Below are 17,773 nucleotides of genomic sequence, written 5' to 3' on the forward strand. Positions count from 1 at the left end.
CACAACACCTGCGTCGGCGCGGTCTGCGCAGCTCATCCGGCACGTTGCGACCCGCCGCGGCGGCCGAGCCGGTCCGTCGCGAGGGGCGAGTATTCGGTACCCCGCGCGTACCGGGAGCAAACCTCAGCGCGTCATGGTGTCGCGCTTGCGGAATGGCCGGGCAGCACGCAGACCGCGTCGAGTCCGAGGACGTGATTGAGCCGGCCGAAGGCCAGCCAGGACCCGATGCTCATACTCAGCTCGACGATCTCGGCCTGGCTGTAGCAGGCCGACATTCGGGCCCAGAACTCGTCGTCGAGGTTGTGGTGGTCGAGGGCGTAGCGTTCGGCGTACTCGGCGGCCAGCCGGGTGCGCTCGTCGAAGGCGTCGGTGTTACGCCAATCGGCGACGGCGTCGAGGAAACCGGGATCGACCTTCTGGCCGTCGCGTTCGGTGCGCCAGTCCAGGCAGAACAGACAGCCGTTGAGCTGCGCGATGCGCAATCGCGCGGCCTCGAATTCGGCCAGCCCGAGCGTGGAGTGGGAATACACCGCGAGCGAGAAATTCGATGCGGCGACCCCGATTCCCGGCACCATCTCGCCCCAGACGTAGCCGATCGGGTCCTTGCCCTCCGGAATGTCGATCCTCATGTCCGGTTCCTTCCCAGCCTGCCCACCGCCGGTCGCAGCGGGACATCGAGCGCGTCGTAGAGTCCGGGGCTCGTCTCGGTGAGCCAGTCGATCGCGCCGACGAGCCGCCCGACCGCGGTGGCATTGCCGCCTGCGGCGTAGTTGCCGTCCTCATCGGTGGCCTCGATGGTGACTTCGAGACGCGGGCGGCCTTCCACGATGACCCGGTGCGCGCCGGACCCGTTCGGCGGGACCGGCCAGTCGGGTGCGCAGCCGGGGTGGATGCGGGTGATGTGTTCGATGACGATCGCCGGCTCCCCCGCGACGATGCCCTGCACCTCGAACCGCAGCGCGCCCTGGGTGCCTGCCGCGAACTCCCCCATCGAGGCCGTGCCGATCGTGGTCTCGAGTTCGCGGCGGTCGAGGGTTTCGCGGATCTCGTCGAGTTCGACACCGAGCGCGCGCGCCATGAGCCGAATCTGACCGCCCCACACCATCGTCGGCACGCCGGGAGCCACCATGGGCGGTGCGTAATCCATCGGCTGGCCCATGCCGACCAGGTAGCGCACCGAATCGGGCTGGTCGTAGCTGGAGTAGTCGAAGATCTCCTGGCAGCGGATGCCGTCGACGACGGTGCCGAGCCCGCTCATCAGCAGCGGCAGCACATCGTTGCCCCACCCGGGATCGACCCCGGAGACGAAGAGCGAACCGCCGCCGGATTCGATCGCGGCGAGGACCTTCGCACGCTGCTCGGCGGGTGCGTTGCGGGCGTCGTAGAAGGCATAGAGGGCCGGAGTGACGACCACCGCGCCCGCGGCGACGGCGGCAACGATATCGGCCAGGGCGTCGTCGGGGCGGATGTCACCGGAGGCGGCGTACACCACCGCGCGTGGTTTCGAGGCCAGCACGGCGGCGACATCGGTGGTGGCGGCGACGCCGAGTTCCTGGTCGAGACCGGCCAGGTCCCCCGCGTCCCGGCCGGCCTTGGCCGGGTTGTGCACGATGACGTCGGCGAGTTCCAGCCCGGGATGCGCCGCGACGGCGCGGATGGCCGCGCGGCCGACGTTTCCGGTGCCCCACACCGCTGTGGAGATCATCGGCCGAGTCTAGCAAGCGCTTGGTTGTCAGGAGGGCGTTTCCGGGCTCGCGGTATGCGGTCGTACGGTGGCGGCGTGACCACCTTTCGAAAGGCCGATACCGGGAAGCATCCGGACTTCTATCCGGCCGAGGCGGCGGGGCTGCGCTGGCTCGAGGCCGCGGGAGCGCCGGTGGTCCAGGTGCTCTCGGTGGACAGCGGGCATATCGAGATGGCGCGGCTGCCGCACGGGCGGGCATCGGCGGACTGTGCCCACCGCCTCGGCGAGGCACTGGCGCGGATGCATGACGCGGGCACCGACGGTGCTGGATTCGGTTGTCCGCCCGCTGGTTTCACCGGGCAGATCTTCATCGGCAAGCGGCCGATGAGCAGCGTCGAACACGACCGGTGGGGCGAGTTCTACGCCACCGAACGGGTAGTGCCGTTCCTGGCCATCGCCTATGACGCGGGCCATGTGGACCGCACCCAGCGCACCGTCATCTAGCGGGCCTGCGCCGTGGTGGCCGATGGACGCTTCGACGACGGCGACTCCCCCGCGCGGATCCACGGCGATCTGTGGAACGGCAATGTCGTGTGGACCGGCGAGCGGGCCGTGCTGATCGATCCGGCCGCGCACGGCGGGCACCGGGAAACCGATCTGGCGATGCTGGCGCTGTTCGGTTGCCCCTACCTGGAGCAGCTCATCGAGGGATACCAGTCGCGGCATCGGTTGGCCGATGGATGGCAGGCACGGGTGCCGCTGCATCAATTGCATCCGCTGGCCGTCCATGCGGCCGGGTACGGGCCCGGTTATGGACAGGCATTGCATGAGGCGGCGGTGGAAACCCTTCGGCTCTGAGCGCGATCCCTCGCCGAGCATGTGCCGCGCCGGCGCCCGGCACCGGCCGACAGCGGCCGACCGCCGTGCTGGGCTATCGACACCGCCGGGTTCATCGGTTGTCATCCGAGTCGACCGGTGGTGCGGCGGCATGCTCGATCCGATCCGCCCGCACGACGGTGTCGGGCCGTTCCCACCGCGACGCCTCCAGTACGCCGGGCATACCATCCTCGACCACGAAACTCGCCCTGGTGTGGATGGGTGCGCCGGGCCGTTCGACATAGGGCACCACGCGGAAGTCGGTGCGCCACAGCCGCTCATCCACCTCCACCCGGACATAGCCGCGTTGGCTGTTGTAGAACTTCAGGTCGGGATTGGCCGCCAGCAGCTCGCGGCCGCGGCCGGGCAGGTCGACACCGTCGCCACCGCTGGAGATCGAGGTTCCGGTGAATTCGGCGGCCACCACCGCGGATTCGGCATCGCCGGGATCGCGGCGCAGCTCGGCGGCGTAGTTCTCGTGCCGGTCGCCGGTGAGCACCACCAGGTTGCGCACCGAGCGGTCGGCGGCGGCACCGAGTATCGCCGCGCGTTCGCTCGCGTAGCCGTCCCATGCGTCGGTGGAGATCGCCGTCCGCGGGCCGGGATCGTGGTCGGTACGGCCCATCACCACCTGATTGCCGAGAATCTGCCAGCGTGCGGGCGAGTGCGCGAAGCCGTTGAGCAGCCACTGTCGTTGTGCGCCACCGAGAATGGTGCGGTCGACACCGGTGGCCGAGGCGCATTCGCTGACGATCTCGCCGCCGCAGGCCTGCCGGGTGCGGTATTGGCGTGTGTCGAGCAGCGTGATCTCGGCGAGGTCGCCGAAGCGGTAGCGCCGGTGCAGGCGCATATTCGGACCCGACGGTAGCTGCGCCAACCGTAGCGGCTGATGTTCGTACATCGCCTGGAAAGCCGCCGCGCGACGGCGCAGGAATACCGTCCGCAGTGCGTCGAGGTCGATCGTCGACGCGGCGGCGTCGGCGGCCCAATCGTCGTCGACCTCATGATCGTCCATGGTGACCAGCCACGGGAAGGCCGCATGGGCGCGGCGCAGCGGCTCATCGGATTTGAACCATGCGTAATGCAAGCGGTAGCCGGCCAGATCGCGGGCCTCGTGCCGCAGCGGTGAGGGCACCCGGATGCCGCGCCGGCGGCCCGTCAGCGGATATTCGTAGATGTAATCGCCCAGATGCACCACCAGATCGAGGTCCTCATCGGCCAGATGCCGGTAAGCGGTGTAGTGGCCGTCGTTCCAGGCCTGACAGGAGGCGTAGGCGAAACGCAGCCGCGACCCCGTCCCCGGGCGGGGCGCGGTGCGGGTGCGGCCCACCGGTGACAGCGCCGACCCCGCGCGGAAGCGGTAGTAGTACCCGCGCTGCGGTTCCAGACCGCCGATCTCGGGGTGCACACTGTGCCCGAGCGCGCGATCGGCCACCACCGAGCCGCGCCGCACCACCTTCCGGAAGTGCTCGTCGTCGGCGATTTCGTAGTCGACGGTCACCGGATGCGCCGGCATGCCGCCGAGCCCGTCGGCGGCGAATGGATCCGGTGCCAGCCGAGTCCACAGCACCACCCCGTCCGAGGTCGGCTCGCCGGAGGCGACGCCGAGAGTGAAGGGGTCACCGGTCCAGCGTGGGGCCCGGAACCGGGCGCCGGAGACCGCGCAACTTCCCGCCAGCGCGGCGGCCGAGGCCACGCCACCGAACCGCAACAGCTGCCGACGCGACAGGCCCATGGTTCATGGTGGGGGCGCCAGATCGACAGCCACTCACCCGTGCGGTGAAGCCGGCGATGACATCGGGCGAACATTCGTCGTCGAGGCGTTCGCCGGCGAGCATCGATATCGGAGCGGTCGTCAGTTGGCGCCGGTCAGCACCGCGCGCAGGCGTTCGGTGTCGGCCGGTGTCCAGCCCGGCGGTGGCAGGATCGCGGCCCACGAGTCGGCGATGGCGGCGTGGAAGGTGTGGCCGTACCCGTCGGGCACGTTGGTGGAGACCGCCATATCGGCCGACACCTGGAGGAAGGTGAGGATCGGGATCCAGCGGGTGCTGTCGAGGACGTCGTCGGCCCGGGGTTCACGGAGCCAGTCCGGTTCGTGCAGGGCAAGCCCCGGCGTCCACCAGGTGATGGGGTCGGAGCCGTGCTGCAGGTACACCACTCGCGGCCCCGGCCAGTCCGGGGTGGGTCGTTCCAGGTCATCGGGCCCGGCTACGAACCGCACCGCGCGGCCGTCCTGGAAGATCGGCAGCACCTGCGGCGTGCCGGGATCGCGGCGCGCGGTCAGGTCTGCCCAGATGACGTTGTCGAACGTCGGACCGACGAACAGCGCGCCGTCGGTGCGCGAGGTCAGATCCTGGATGCCGGAGAACGCCGCTTCACCGCCGAAGGAGCCGAGGCTCTCGCCGAACACCACCAGCTTCGGTCGATCGTCCTCCGGCATGGCCGACCACCGGGCGTAGACCGCCTCGAACAGCGCCTGCCCGGCCTGCCGCGCCCGCTCCTGATCCACCAGGAACGACAGCCAGCTCGGCAGATACGAGTACTGCATGCTCACCAGCGCGGTGTCGCCGTTGTACAGATATTCGAGCGCCGAGGCGGTGGACGGATTGAGCCAGCCGGTGCCGGTGGTGGTGGCGACACCGATGACGGCGCGGTCGAAGCCGCCGGCGCGATCGAGTTCGGCCACGGCCAATTCCGCCTCGGCCCGCACGGTGTCGGCCGAGGCGAGCCCGGTGTAGGCCCGGATGGGCATCATCGCCGGACGGCCGTTGAACTCCGAGAGCTGCCCGACCGTCGGCCCGTTCCCGACGAAGATGCGGCCCTGCCTGCCCAGGGAATCCCAGGTCACCAGCGAGCCCGGGCCGCCGGAGCGCTCTGGCACGGTGGTCGCCGGGTTGTCGGCGTCGGTCTCCTGGTTGACGGCGGCGAAGGTGTTGTTGAGCACCGACATCGCGCCGTTGGCGACCACGCCGTCGAGTACGGCCACCAGGGCGAGGGCCACCAGCACGCCGCCTGCCACGACCGCGACGCGGGCGGGCAGCACCGTGGTCAGCAGTCGCGCCACCCATGTCGTCACCGCGATCAGCCCGCGCACCACCGCCACCAGGAGAGCGAACACCACCACCGCGACCACCAGGATGATCGGATACGACCAGAACGACAGCCCGGAAACGCCCATGAGGCTACGCAATTCGTGCTGCCAGCCCGCGAACCAGATCAGCATGAGCACCGTGCCCACCACGGCGATGCCCGCCAGCATCCACCAGGTCACCGCCCGGGTGGGACGCGGTTGCTCACGATGCACCATCCAGCGAATGATCGCCGCCACCAGCACGCCGAGCCCGTAGCCGACAGCGGCGCCTGCCCCGGTGACCACACCCTGGAACAGCGCGTCGCGCGGCAGCAGCGAGGGTGTCAGCGACAGCCAGATCAGAACCAGCGCACCCACCAGGCCACCGAACTCGAGCCGTAGCCACCCACGCCGTTTCTCCGGCCCTTGCGGCTGCTCGGAGTCCGCCGTGTCCTGCGTCGCCGGGGTCGTTGTCGTCGCCACTGCGCACCTCGTTCACCCAGAGTCGACACCCGCCGACAGTTCGACCACAGTATGGTTCAGCTCGGCGCGCAAGGTGCGCACATCGGCGCTCGCCGCCGTCAGGTCGGCATCGCAGGTGCACGGCGCGGCGGCCGCGTCATCCGGCGACGAGGGTGGAGTCATGGACGCGGAACTGCGCGAATGGAAAGACGGCGGACAGTATTTCGACTTCCTCGGCTTCGACGTGTTCTACCGGGTCGCGGGCAGCGGACCATTTCTGCTCCTTGTCCACGGCTACCCGTTCAACTCCTGGGACTGGGCCCCGCTGTGGGATCGCCTCACCGAGCGATACACCGTGATCGCCCCCGACATGCTCGGTATGGGATTTTCCGCCAAGCCGGTGGCCGCCGATTACTCGGTCCCGGCGCATGCCGATATGCACGAAGCGCTGCTCGCGCACGTGGGCGTCACCGAGTGCCATGTCGTCGCACACGATCTCGGGGTGTCGGTGGCCCAGGAAATGCTGGCCCGGCACGAAAGTTCCACGCAGTCGATGACGCCCTATCGGCTGCGCTCACTGACCTGGCTCAACGGCGGGCTCTTCATCGAGTCCTACCGTCCGCGCCTGGTCCAGCAGCTGCTCTCGACACCGCTCGGTGACGTGGCGGGCCGATTCCACAAGCTGCTGCTGTCCAAGCCGATGCTGGCCCGGTCGATCGATGAGATGTTCGGCCCGGCCACCAAACCGAGCCCGCGGCTGCTCGAGCAGTTCGACCAGATCATGAACTACAACGACGGCGCCCGCGTCACCCATCTGGTCGGCCGGTTCGTGCGCGATCGGCTCACCTACCGCAACCGCTGGGTGCGCGCCATGCGCGCGACCTCGGTGCCGATGCGGTTGATCAACGGTCCCGCCGACCCGAATTCGGGCAGGCATATGGCCGAGCGCTACCGCGAGGTGATCCCGGATCCCGATGTGGTGATGCTGCCCGACGCCATCGCGCACTGGCCGCATATCGAGGCCCCCGACGCGGTGCTGGCCGCCATCGTCGACCACATCGCCGCCGCCTCAGCGACGTCGGCGCATGGTCAGCACTCCGGCGGCCCAGCCGACCAGGAAGATGGCCAGTAGCGCCACCCACATGGGTGAGGTGATGGTGATGGCCAGAATGTCGATCGACACCTTGCCGCGGTTCTGCAAGATGAAGATGACGGCGAGGATCGTCAGCACCAGCGCCAGCCACTGGGTGGGTGATATCCGCTGCAGGATCGAGCGCTTCTCGGAGGTGTTCATGGCCACTCCCATCTACCCGACAGGGCTTTGCGCCTCAGTATGGCCGCTGCACACCCGCCGAACCCGGTAACGACCCGTGCGCGGTCGCGGGGGGGCCGGGCTGCCGTCAACACCCCTGCCACTGGTGTAACGGGTGCCGGGACCCGGCCGCTGTAACCAGTGGGGGGCCGCTGCGATTCGTGCCGACACCTGAGAGGTTCTGCCATGGTTCATCCGACCGTCGTCCCGTCCAACCCGGTCGAAGCCCTCCTGATGGCGCTGTCCTGGCTGGTCTGCTCGATATCCGCCGGAGAGGGCTGCGCGATCATCCAGTGACGCCCGGCGGTGGCCGCCCGGCTGGTAGTAATGGAACGATGACTGCCGACAACGGCTCTGCCCCCGATTCCGGCGATCCCGGGATCGACCCCGAACTGGTCGAACTGGCCACCGCGGTCTTCGCTCTTGCGCGCACCGGCGCCGCCGATCAGCTGGCCGCCTACCTCGATGCGGGTGTGCCGGTGAACCTCACCAACGAGCGCGGCGACACCTTGCTCATGCTCGCCGCCTACCACGGTCACCGCGCGGCGGTCGGGGTGCTGTTGGCGCGCGGGGCCGACCCCGACCGCGCCAACGACCGCGGCCAGACCCCGCTGGCCGGGGTGGTGTTCAAGGGCGAGAACGAGATCGTGCGCGATCTGCTGGCGGCCGGCGCCGATCCGGACGCGGGCACCCCATCGGCGCGCGAGGCCGCGACCATGTTCGGCAAGACCGAGCTGGTCGAGCTCTTCGGCTGAGGACCGCACCGGTCACGACCACGCCGACGCGACCAGGAAAGAAGCCGACGCGCCACCGCTGACGGCGTTACGATGCGCACATGGCGCACTCCGCCCCGCCTGCCTCCGGGGTGACCGTCCAGTCCGACCGGTCGCCGGAGGCATCGCGTGGCAACCAGGTCGCCGAGGTCGTCGAACGATTCGCCCAGGCGTGGCAAGAAGGCGACAGCCCGCCGGAGCTGCGCAACTATCTCCCCGACGCGCCCGCGATCCGGCGGGTCTCGCTGATCGAACTGATCAAGATCGATCTGGCCAACCGCTGGCAGCGCGGCACCGCACCGAAACGGCTGGCCGAATACGTCGACGAACTACCCGAGCTGCGCACCTGGCCGCTGCCGCCGGACCTGATCTACGAGGAGTTCCATATCCGCCGCCGTTCGGGCAGCTCCGTCGACGTCGGCGAGTACACCGCCGCCTATCCCGAACAGGCCGAACAACTTTCGCAACTGCTCACCACCGAGGACTATCACAGCACCCTGCTCGGCGGCCGGGCCGAGCCGGCGAATCTGGACGAGCTGGAGGTGGGTCAGCGCATCGACGACTTCGACCTGATGACCAGCCTCGGGAGAGGCGCGTTCGCCCGCGTCTTCCTGGCTCGGCAGCGGTCCATGCAGCGGCTGGTGGCGGTGAAGATCTCCCGCGACAAGGGCACCGAGCCGCAGACGCTGGCCCAGCTCGACCACGACTACATCGTGCGTGTCTTCGATCAGCGCGTGATCGACGGTCCAGGGTTGCGACTGCTCTACATGCAGTACGTGCCCGGCGGCACCCTGCTCACCGTGCTGGAGCGGGTACGCAACACACCGGCGGCGCAGCGCAGCGGGCAGCTGCTGCTCGATGTCATCGACGCCGTGCTCGCGGGCAATGGCGAGATCCAGCCTGCCGAATCACCCGTGCGTGCCGAACTCGCGAAGCTGTCCTGGCCGGAGACGGTGGCCTGGCTGGGGCGCAGGCTCGCCCAGGCGCTGGACTACGCCGGCGGGGTCGGTGTGCTGCACCGCGACGTCAAACCGGCCAATGTGCTGCTCACCGCGGAGGGTGTGCCGAAGCTGGCCGATTTCAATATCAGCTTCAGCGGCAATGTCTCCGGTGACAGTCCGGTCGCCTACTTCGGCGGCTCGCTGGCCTACATGTCGCCCGAACAGCTGTCGGTGGTGCATCCGGACCGGCCCACCGCCGCCGCCGACCTCGACACCCGCAGCGACCTGTACTCGCTGGCCGTGGTGCTGTGGGAATTGCTCACCGGGCGCAAACCCTTCGGCGAGGAGAACGCCGTCGGCGGCGATCGCACCGCCCTCGACTCCATGCTGGACCGGCGCGCGCACAGCCCACAGGACCTGCCCTACCAGGACCTGCCGCCCGGCACGCCCGCTGCCCTGCGACGCGCGTTGGTGCGCGCACTCGAGCCGGATCCGGCCGCACGCTGGGAACGCGGCGCCGATATGGCCCAGCAATTGCAGGTCTGCCTGGACGCGCGCGCCCGCGATCTGGTGGACCCGCCTCCGGGCAGCGCTCGGTTACGGGCCCGCAGCTGGGTGCATCCGATCATGGCGCTGGCGATCGCGGTGCCCAACCTGCTGGCGATCCTCTACAGCTACAACCACAACCGGACCCTGATCATCAGCAAACTCGACGCGGACGCGCAACGCACCTTCGATCGTGTCGCCTGGACCAGCTACGGCGTCGGCTTCCTGATCGGGGCGATCGTGACCATCGCGCTGGTGATGCATCTGTGGCTGATCATGTACGGGTTGCGCCACGGCAAGGTCTACGACGCGGCGGCGCTGGCGCGGGCCCGCTCGGACACGCTGCAATTGGCCAGCCGCAATGTGCTCACCTGCTTCGTGCTGTGGGTGATCACCGGTATCGCGGTGCCGGTCTCGGTGCAGCTGTCGGGCAGTCGGATCAGCGCCGAATCGTCGGCGCATTTCTTCCTCACCCAGATCGTCTGCGGCGCCATCGCCATGGCATACCCGTACTTCCTGGTGAGTTTCTACGCGGTGCGCTGCCTGTATCCGGCGTTCCTCCCGTTGGGCGGGCTCGGCGCCGACGACAGCAGGCAGCTGCGCGCGCTGGACCGGCGCAGCACCTATTTCCTGACCGTCGCCGCCGCGGTGCCGCTGCTCGGCGCGGCCGGGGTGACCTTCATCCCGTCCGCCGATATCGACGCGGTGATCGTGCCGCTGCGGGTGCTGTGTTTCGGCGGGGCGCTGGCCTTCGTCGGCGTGTACTGGTTGTTCCGGATGCTGGAGCGGGATCTGGCGGCACTCGAACGCATCGTCACGCACTGAAACGCCGCGAAATCGCGGGCGTCGGCGAGTACGGTATAGCCGCCGCGCGGGGTCGAGCGCGGTGATCGGGTATCGGGGAAAGGCGGGGCTAGGCATGATCGAACCGGTTACGTCGACGGTCGCACCGGCGACCGGCACACCCTCACTCGCCGGACCCGAACTACCCCTGGCCGCCCGGTATCGCAGCGCCGACCCGATCAGCTGGCAGGGCAGCATGGTGTATCCGATGTACACCGAACAGCTCACCGGTTCGGCCACCACCCTCACGCTGACCTTGCTGTCGGCGACCCCGCCGCCGGGCGTGCGCGGGCTCGGCGTCGGGCTGTCCATGGTCGACGGCTATGTCGGCGTCGACCGGCGCACGCTGGCGGGGGTCGACGTCTGGCGCGACGCCCTCGAACGCGGCATCTCCGTCGAGTTGTCGGCCGCGCGCCGGGGCGCCCTGTATTCGCTGACGCCGGTCTGGCGCGATACCGACGGTGCCGCCAGGTCCTGGTCCGGCAATTACGGCATCGTCGTCGAGCGCGCGGCGGGCGGGCGCATCGTGTTGTGGTGCAGCCTGGGTGCGGGCCCACCGCATTTCGCCGACCTGGTCGTCGAGGTGAGCGCCGCACCCGCCGACACCACTCCGCTGCCGGCCGTCGGCGGCGCGAAGAGCCGCACATCCGCACCGAACGCCGAGGCCGATGCGCCCGGCGAACGCGACTATCGCAGCGCGCTCTACGACCTCGGCGTCGCCATGTTCGCCCGTGGCGAGGAGGAGCAGGCGTGCGAGCTGTGGTCGCAGGCGGCGGCGGGCGGGCACGGACCGGCCGCCTATGACCTCGGCGTGGTGCGGTACCGCCAGGGTGAGTTCGACGAGGCCGAACGGTACTGGCGCATCGCCGCCGAGCAACGGGGCGTGCGCGCGATGGCGGGGCTGGCCGAACTGCTGCAACGGCGCGGCGCCGGCACCGAGGCTCAGTTGTGGCGCACCCGTGCGATCACCGCGAAGACCGTCGCGGAATCGCTGTCCCGGCGCGCGGTGTGAACGCCGGGAATTCGGTGGACGTGGCATGGAACGCACGTCTACGGTGGCCGTCATGAGTGGCATCACATGTCGGCACGCGGCGTGCGCGGCCGTGTACTTCATCCGCCTGCGCACGGTGGCCCGGGCTCTGCCGGTGCACCGCATCGCGCGCTGACCAGACCGCCGATCCCAGCGAACACTCACCCGCGGTTCTGGTAACCGTCGTCTCCACGTGCCCCGGCATGGGTCCGGGCGAATCACGCGTTCCGATTCGTCCACTCCATTCGGAGGACTCCCATGTCCCGCACACGTTTCCCCTCGCATGCCAGGGGCACCAGCACGCGCAAGCAGCTGTCGCAGAATTTTCTCGTCGACGCGCGGGCCGCGCAGGCCGTCGTCCGCGCGGCCCGCGTCCGCGCAGGCGATACGGTGCTCGAGATCGGCGCCGGTGACGGCATGCTGACCCGTCAGCTACTCGATCACGGGTATCGAGTGATCGCCTACGAAAAGGACCGCTATTACGCGCGGCGGCTGCATGCCCGATACGCGGGCGATCCGCGAATCCGGGTGATCCACAACGACTTCCGCCGCGCGAGCGCACCGGATCGGCCTTTCGCGGTGGTCGCCAATATTCCGTTCGGCATCAGCACCGACATCCTGCGCTGGTGCCTGGACGCCGAGCGGCTCACCTCGGCGACGCTGCTCACCCAACGGGAGTTCGCGCGTAAGCACTCCGGCGATTACGGCCGGTGGAGCAAACTCACCGTCGCCCACTGGCCCGCGACGACGATGACGCTCGGCCCGCACGTCCGTCGCAGCAGCTTCGAGCCGGTCCCCCGGGTCGATGCCGCGGTGTTGCGCCTCGCGCGGCGCCCGCAGCCGCTGCTGACCCGACCGGAAACCGCCGGCTATCGCACGATGGTCGAACTCGGCTTCTCCGGCGTCGGCGGATCGCTGGCGGCCTCGCTACGCCGGCACTACCACGCCACCGCGGTCCGCAAGGCCTGCGCCGCGGCGGGAATCGAGACCGACGAACCGGTCGGGCTGGTGCACCCGGACAGCTGGATCACCCTGTACCAGCAGTTGCGCCGACTGCCCGCACACGCGCGCTGACACGCGGCGGCGGCGGGAAGGGATCGCCTTCCCGCCGCCGTCAGGACGCGACCGTTGGCTCAGATCGGCGTGAAATCGCGGCTGGCGATGTAGGTCGGGCGCCGCGCCGGAGCCGCGAACGGCTCCTCCAGGGTGTTCTCCACGCTGTTGAACACCAGGAAGATGTTCGAACGTGGGAACGGCGTGATGTTGTTGGCCGACCCGTGCATGATGTTCGAATCGAACACCAGCGCCGACCCGGCCCGCCCGGTGAACTGCGCGATACCGTACTTGTGCGCCAAGTCCTCGATATCGGCCTGGGACGGGACCCCGATCTGCTGCTCCCGCAACGATTCCCGATAGTGGTCGGCCGGCGTCGCTCCTTGGCACGGCACGAAGGTGCGGTGCGAACCCGGCATCACCATCAGGCTGCCGTTGAACGGGTAGTTGTCGGTCAGCGCGATGGAGATGCTGACCGCACGCGGTGACGGCATGCCGTCTTCGGCGTGCCAGGTCTCGAAATCGGAGTGCCAGTAGAAGCCCGTCCCGCCGAAGCCGGGCAGGTAGTTCACCCGGCTCTGATGCAGGTAGACCTCCGACCCGAGGATCTGCCGGGCCAGGCCCGCGACCCGCGGCTCGGCCGCCAGTTCCGCGATCGCGGAACTGAGCCGGTGCACCTCGAACACCGACCGCACCTGATTCGAGGATTTCTCCACGATCACCCGCTCGTCGCCGCGCAGTGCGGGATCGCCGGCGAGCCGGTCGATCTCCCGGGCGAAGCGCGCGACTTCCTCCGGGGAGATCAACTGGTCCAGGATCGTGTACCCGTCGGTGTCGAATCCGGCGAGCTCGGGTGCCTCGATTCGACCCCACACCGTCGCGTCGTGGCGCTCGAGGTGCGGCGCCGGTTCCGGGGTGCGGGTCGGGTAGTGATCGATCCGATTATGTGCCAACGTCGCGTCCTTTCTCAGCTGGCCGGAACGGCGACCAACGGATAGACGCCGTTCTCGTCGTGAACCTCCTGCCCGGTGACCGGCGGATTGAACACGCACATCATGCGCATCCGGGTACGCACCTCGAGCTGGTGCTTTTCATGGCCGTCGAGCAGATACATCGAACCGGGGCCCAGTTCGTAGGTCTGATTGTTGGTCAGATCGGTCAGCGTGCCCTCGCCCTCGACCAGCCAGACCGCTTCGACGTGGTTCTGGTAGTGGAAGACGTGGGTGGTGCCTGCCTCGATGGTGGTCTCGTGGAAGGAGAACCCCACCCGGTCGCCGCCGAGCACGATCCGCTTGCTGCGCCAGCCGGTGCCGGCCACATCACGGTCGGTTCCGGTGATTTCTTCGGTGGTACGCACGATCATGGTTGGCCTCCTCAGGCGCCGCAGACGGTGTGGACTGCGCCGGTCAAGATCTGCAATCCATGGTCGAGCTCGTCCTCGGTGATGGTCAAGGGGGGCAGGAGCTTCACGACCTCGTCGGAGGCGCCGGAGGTCTCGGCCAGCAGACCGCGTTCGAAGGCGACCTGGCAGACCTTGCCCGCCTGCGAGGCGTCGTCGAAGACGAGGCCGTGCACGAGGCCACGGCCGCGCGTCGAAATGCCCGGCAGGCCCTCGCTGATCGCGCCGAAGGCCTGGGCGATCTGCTCGCCCTTGGCCTCGGTGGCGGCTTGCAGCGCGCCATCGGACCAGTAGTGCTCCAGCGCCACCTGGGCGGTCACGAAGGAGGGGTTGTTGCCGCGGAAGGTGCCGTTGTGCTCGCCGGGGGCCCAGACGTCGTGTTCGGGCTTGAACAGCACCAGCGCCATCGGCAGGCCGTAACCGCCGATCGACTTGGACAGCGTGACGATATCGGGGGTGATGCCCGCCGATTCGAAGGAGAAGAACGGGCCGGTGCGCCCGCAACCCATCTGCACATCGTCGACGATGAGCAGGATGCCGCGCGCCTCGCACAGGCTGGCCAGGTGCCGCAGCCACTCCGCCCGCGCCAGATTCACGCCGCCTTCGCCCTGCACGGTCTCCACGATGACCGCCGCGGGCCGGTCGAAGCCCGAGGACGAGTCGTCGAGCACCCGCTCCATCCACTGGAAATCGGCGGTGGTGCCGTCGAAGTAGCCGTCGTAGGGCATGGGGGTGGCGTGGTTGAGCGGCACGCCCGCACCCGCGCGCTTGGCGGCGTTACCGGTCACCGACAGCGCGCCGAGGGTCATGCCGTGGAAAGCGTTGGTGAAGCTGAGCACGGTCTGACGGCCGGTGACCTTGCGGGCCAGCTTCAACGCGGCCTCGACGGCATTGGCGCCCGTCGGTCCGGGGAACTGCACCTTGTAGTCCAGTCCGCGCGGAGCCAGCAGCGTGTCACGCACGGTTTCCAGCAGTTTCCGCTTGGCGACGGTGGACATATCGAGCCCGTGGGTCACGCCGTCGGAGGCGATGTAATCGATCAGGGCTTTCTTGAGGATGGGATTGTTGTGCCCGTAGTTCAGGGCGCCGGCGCCGGCGAAGAAATCGAGAAAATCCTTGCCTTCTTCGTCACGCAGCCAGGCACCTTTCGCGGTTTCGAAAACCGTGGGCCAGGAGCGGCAGTAGCCACGCACATTCGATTCCAGTGCGTCGAAGATCGTCGTGTCAGCGGTGATCATCATAGATCCCTTTCAGTTTTACGGGCGATCGGTGCGATTCGGTACAGGTCCTCGGCGATATGGCTGTCGGGAAAATCGCCGGGAGTGAACAACTCGGTCTTGGTCATCTCCGCGCCGCGGCGCCGCGCCAGTGCGGCGAACATCGCGATGGAGGCCGGGTTGTCCGGTGAGACGGTCGTCTCCAGGGCGTCGACGCCGTGTCCGCCGGCGTCGATCAGGTTGTCCACCAAGCGATCCAGCATCGCGACGCCGAGTCCGCGGCCACGCTGATCATGATCGACGGCGACCTGCCAGACGAACACGGTACGCGGGGACTCCGGGCGCAGATACCCGATCACGAAGCCGACGACCCGACCGTCCACCTCGGCGACCACCGAGGTGGCGGCGAAATCGCGGCACCACAGCAGATACGCGTAGCTGGAATTGGTGTCCAGCACCTGCGAATCCTTCGCGATACCCCACATGCGCGCCCCGTCGCGAATTTCCGGGGTCCGCAGAACCGGGGCGCCGGCGGGCTGCCGGTGCGATCCGGAGCGGGTCGCCGCGGAATCGACGCGCGCTGGGTCGTCGGTCTGTGTGGGCAAAGCTTGCGTTGACATACAACTCCGAGGTCGATGTTCAGTACTTTCCCAGGCTTACGAATGAACTTTGAGCTGACCTGGTCGAGGACTTTACGATTGTGTTACGGCCGTGTGACGCCGTTCATGAACTCCGCAATTTCGGGATATACCTCACGTTTCAATTCACTCGATGGCGGGCAAGCGAATGGTGAATCGGGCGCCGCCGCCGGGGCGGGCGCCGCATGCCACCGTGCCCTTGTGGGTGGCGACCGTTTCGGCCACCAGTGCCAGTCCGATACCGGTACCGCCGTCGGCCTTGCGGCGGCTGGTGCGCGCGGTGGCGAACCGTTCGAAGATGCGATCGCGGTCGGCCGGTGGCACGCCGGGGCCCGCGTCATCGACGGCAATGACCGCGTCGCAGCCCTCGCGGTGCACGGTGACCGCGACCACTCCCCCGCCGTGCCGATCGGCGTTCTCCAGCAGGTTCACCACCGCGCGCTCGAGTTCGAGTTTGCGGCCGCGGACGATGACGTCCTCGGTGACCGTCAGTAGCTCCACCGGGTGCCTGCTGCCACGCAGGGTGTGGGTGAGCAACTCGGCCACCGACAGCGGGTCGGCGTCACCGTGATGCATGCCCGCCTCGACCCGTGCCAGCGCCAGAAGGTCGTCGAGCAGCCGTCGCAGGTGATCGACCTCGGCGGTGACCAGGGCCAAAGCCCTGCGCGAACGTTCGGGCAGATCGTCGCGGTGCCTGTTCAACACCTCCACGCTGGCGGTGAGGGTGGTCAGCGGGGTCCGCAGCTCATGGCTGACGTCGCCGAACAGCCGGTGTTCGCGGTCGATGCGCCGTTGCAGCGAATCGACCATCCGGTTGAACGAGTCCACGGTGCTGGCCAGGTCCTGGTCGTGGGTGTCGGGCAGGCGGATGCCGAGATCACCGGAGGCGATCTTGGCTGCCGCCTCGGCGACATCACGCAGTGGTCGCAGTACGCGGCGCCCGACCCAGATCCCGACCGCGGCGCCGAGCATCGCGGCCACCAGCGCGCAGCAGATCACCAGCACCGGGCGGTTGACGACCCGCTCGCCGAGGGTGACGCCGTCGTCGCCCAACCGGGCGAAGACCAGCAGCACCAGGGCGAGCGACATCAGGCCCGAGGTCGCCGCGAAGGCGATGGTGACCCGGCCGCGGAGGCTCCACACGCCAGGGTCGAGCCGGGTGCGGACGCGTTCGGCGTTCGTCATCGACGCTGAGATGGGCGGCCCGCTCAGCGTTGCACGTCGAGCCGGTAACCGAGGCCACGCACGGTGACCACGATCCGCGGGTCGGACGGATCGCGTTCGATCTTGGTGCGCAGCCGGCGCATATGCACATCGACGATGCGCTCGTCACCGAAGAAACCACGGTCCCAGACCCGCTCGAGCAGCACCGATCGGCTCAGCACCCGGCCGGGCACCTCGGCCAGCTCGCACAGCAGGCGGAACTCGGTCAGCGTCAGCGCGATCTCCTCGTCGCCGCGGCGGACCGCGCCACCGTCGGGGGCGAGGATCAGCGGCGCGTCGGGATCGGCGTCCAGCACCACTTCGACCGGCGCTTCCCGCTCGGCCGAGAGCTGGGCGCGGCGACGCAGCGCCCGCATCCGGGCGGTGATCTCCTTGATCTCGAAGGGCTTGGTGACGAAGTCGTCGGCGCCGGCCTCCAGCGCCGCCACCACGTCATGGGTGTCGTCGCGGGCGCTGACCACGATGATGGGCACGTCGTGGTCGCGGCGGATCTCACGGATGCAGGTGAACCCGTCCATGCCGCCGAGCATCAGGTCGACGATCATCACATCGGGTACGCCGTTGCTGCGCAGATGGTTGAGCGCGTCCTCGGCCTCCTCGGCTTCTTCGACGTCGTAGCCCTCGTCCTCCATGGCCAGGCGCAGTGCGCCTCGGACCCTGTCGTCGTCTTCCACGATCATCAGGCTCGCGCTCAATATTCAAATC

At 68.7% G+C, this 17,773-nt stretch carries 17 protein-coding genes and 1 pseudogene; 6 read left to right on the plus strand and 12 right to left on the minus strand.

Annotated features, from left to right (window positions below; genetic code table 11):
* Positions 1–131: 131 nt before the first annotated feature.
* Both AC4HOU_RS02265 and AC4HOU_RS02270 read right to left on the minus strand, forming a co-directional pair.
* Positions 132–629 (minus strand): carboxymuconolactone decarboxylase family protein, encoded by a 498-nt coding sequence (locus tag AC4HOU_RS02265; RefSeq protein ID WP_194991564.1) that lies wholly within the window; start codon positions 627–629, stop codon positions 132–134.
* Positions 626–1,705, minus strand: a complete 1,080-nt coding sequence (locus AC4HOU_RS02270) for an NAD(P)H-dependent amine dehydrogenase family protein (protein WP_194991565.1) — start codon at positions 1,703–1,705, stop codon at positions 626–628. Before AC4HOU_RS02270 ends, AC4HOU_RS02265 begins: the two co-directional genes overlap by 4 nt.
* A 54-nt stretch (positions 1,706–1,759) precedes the next feature.
* Between AC4HOU_RS02270 and AC4HOU_RS02275 the strand changes: the two are divergent.
* Positions 1,760–2,542: pseudogene (locus tag AC4HOU_RS02275) on the plus strand (fructosamine kinase family protein).
* A gap of 91 nt (positions 2,543–2,633) precedes the next feature.
* Here AC4HOU_RS02275 and AC4HOU_RS02280 read toward each other — a convergent pair.
* From AC4HOU_RS02280 to AC4HOU_RS02290, 3 genes are all read right to left on the minus strand, one after another.
* On the minus strand, positions 2,634–4,295 hold the full coding sequence (locus AC4HOU_RS02280; protein WP_195019514.1) for an alkaline phosphatase D family protein: 1,662 nt from the start codon (positions 4,293–4,295) through the stop codon (positions 2,634–2,636).
* 120 nt (positions 4,296–4,415) lie between these two features.
* A complete protein-coding gene (locus tag AC4HOU_RS02285) occupies positions 4,416–6,113 on the minus strand; it encodes an alpha/beta hydrolase (RefSeq protein WP_195019515.1) in 1,698 nt (565 codons plus the stop codon).
* A gap of 12 nt (positions 6,114–6,125) precedes the next feature.
* Positions 6,126–6,275 carry a hypothetical protein gene (locus AC4HOU_RS02290; protein WP_194992635.1) on the minus strand — a complete coding sequence of 50 codons (150 nt, stop codon included), beginning with the start codon at positions 6,273–6,275 and terminating at the stop codon, positions 6,126–6,128.
* On the opposite strand from AC4HOU_RS02290, the gene AC4HOU_RS02295 reads away from it, so the two are divergent.
* Positions 6,274–7,224, plus strand: coding sequence for an alpha/beta fold hydrolase (locus AC4HOU_RS02295; protein WP_194992636.1), 951 nt, complete (start codon positions 6,274–6,276; stop codon positions 7,222–7,224). The two genes, AC4HOU_RS02290 and AC4HOU_RS02295, sit on opposite strands and share 2 nt — an antisense overlap.
* On the opposite strand, the gene AC4HOU_RS02300 is transcribed toward AC4HOU_RS02295, so the two are convergent.
* Entirely contained in the window at positions 7,162–7,386 is a 225-nt protein-coding gene (locus tag AC4HOU_RS02300) for a LapA family protein (RefSeq protein ID WP_228807108.1), read from the minus strand. The two genes, AC4HOU_RS02295 and AC4HOU_RS02300, sit on opposite strands and share 63 nt — an antisense overlap.
* Positions 7,387–7,739: 353 nt before the next feature.
* Between AC4HOU_RS02300 and AC4HOU_RS02305 the strand changes: the two genes are divergently transcribed.
* The 4 genes from AC4HOU_RS02305 (at position 7,740) to erm (ending at position 12,611) form a co-directional block, all read left to right on the plus strand.
* The gene (locus AC4HOU_RS02305) at positions 7,740–8,159 is read left to right on the plus strand and encodes an ankyrin repeat domain-containing protein (RefSeq protein ID WP_194992637.1); all 420 of its coding nucleotides are present in this window, start codon (positions 7,740–7,742) and stop codon (positions 8,157–8,159) included.
* 80 nt (positions 8,160–8,239) lie between these two features.
* Positions 8,240–10,489: a serine/threonine-protein kinase gene (locus AC4HOU_RS02310; protein ID WP_163810841.1), complete on the plus strand. Its 2,250-nt coding sequence runs from the start codon at positions 8,240–8,242 to the stop codon at positions 10,487–10,489.
* A gap of 94 nt (positions 10,490–10,583) precedes the next feature.
* Positions 10,584–11,519, plus strand: coding sequence for a tetratricopeptide repeat protein (locus AC4HOU_RS02315; RefSeq protein WP_194992937.1), 936 nt, complete (start codon positions 10,584–10,586; stop codon positions 11,517–11,519).
* 276 nt (positions 11,520–11,795) lie between these two features.
* Positions 11,796–12,611 carry a 23S ribosomal RNA methyltransferase Erm gene (gene erm / locus AC4HOU_RS02320; RefSeq protein WP_195019516.1) on the plus strand — a complete coding sequence of 272 codons (816 nt, stop codon included), beginning with the start codon at positions 11,796–11,798 and terminating at the stop codon, positions 12,609–12,611.
* Positions 12,612–12,670: 59 nt separating this feature from the next.
* Here erm and thpD read toward each other — a convergent pair whose 3' ends face one another.
* From thpD to AC4HOU_RS02350, 6 genes are all read right to left on the minus strand, one after another.
* A complete protein-coding gene (gene thpD / locus AC4HOU_RS02325) occupies positions 12,671–13,543 on the minus strand; it encodes an ectoine hydroxylase (protein ID WP_175585801.1) in 873 nt (290 codons plus the stop codon).
* 14 nt (positions 13,544–13,557) lie between these two features.
* Positions 13,558–13,953 carry an ectoine synthase gene (locus AC4HOU_RS02330; protein WP_014351408.1) on the minus strand — a complete coding sequence of 132 codons (396 nt, stop codon included), beginning with the start codon at positions 13,951–13,953 and terminating at the stop codon, positions 13,558–13,560.
* An 11-nt stretch (positions 13,954–13,964) separates the two neighbouring features.
* The gene (gene ectB, locus AC4HOU_RS02335) at positions 13,965–15,227 is read right to left on the minus strand and encodes a diaminobutyrate--2-oxoglutarate transaminase (protein WP_163810834.1); all 1,263 of its coding nucleotides are present in this window, start codon (positions 15,225–15,227) and stop codon (positions 13,965–13,967) included.
* Positions 15,227–15,691 (minus strand): diaminobutyrate acetyltransferase, encoded by a 465-nt coding sequence (gene ectA, locus AC4HOU_RS02340; RefSeq protein ID WP_228807129.1) that lies wholly within the window; start codon positions 15,689–15,691, stop codon positions 15,227–15,229. Before ectA ends, ectB begins: the two co-directional genes overlap by 1 nt.
* Before the next feature lie 279 nt (positions 15,692–15,970).
* Positions 15,971–17,029, minus strand: a complete 1,059-nt coding sequence (locus tag AC4HOU_RS02345) for a HAMP domain-containing sensor histidine kinase (RefSeq protein WP_194992714.1) — start codon at positions 17,027–17,029, stop codon at positions 15,971–15,973.
* 23 nt (positions 17,030–17,052) lie between these two features.
* Positions 17,053–17,763 carry a response regulator transcription factor gene (locus AC4HOU_RS02350; protein WP_163810828.1) on the minus strand — a complete coding sequence of 237 codons (711 nt, stop codon included), beginning with the start codon at positions 17,761–17,763 and terminating at the stop codon, positions 17,053–17,055.
* Positions 17,764–17,773: the final 10 nt, after the last annotated feature.

The organism is Nocardia sp. JCM 38205 (assembly GCF_058222935.1).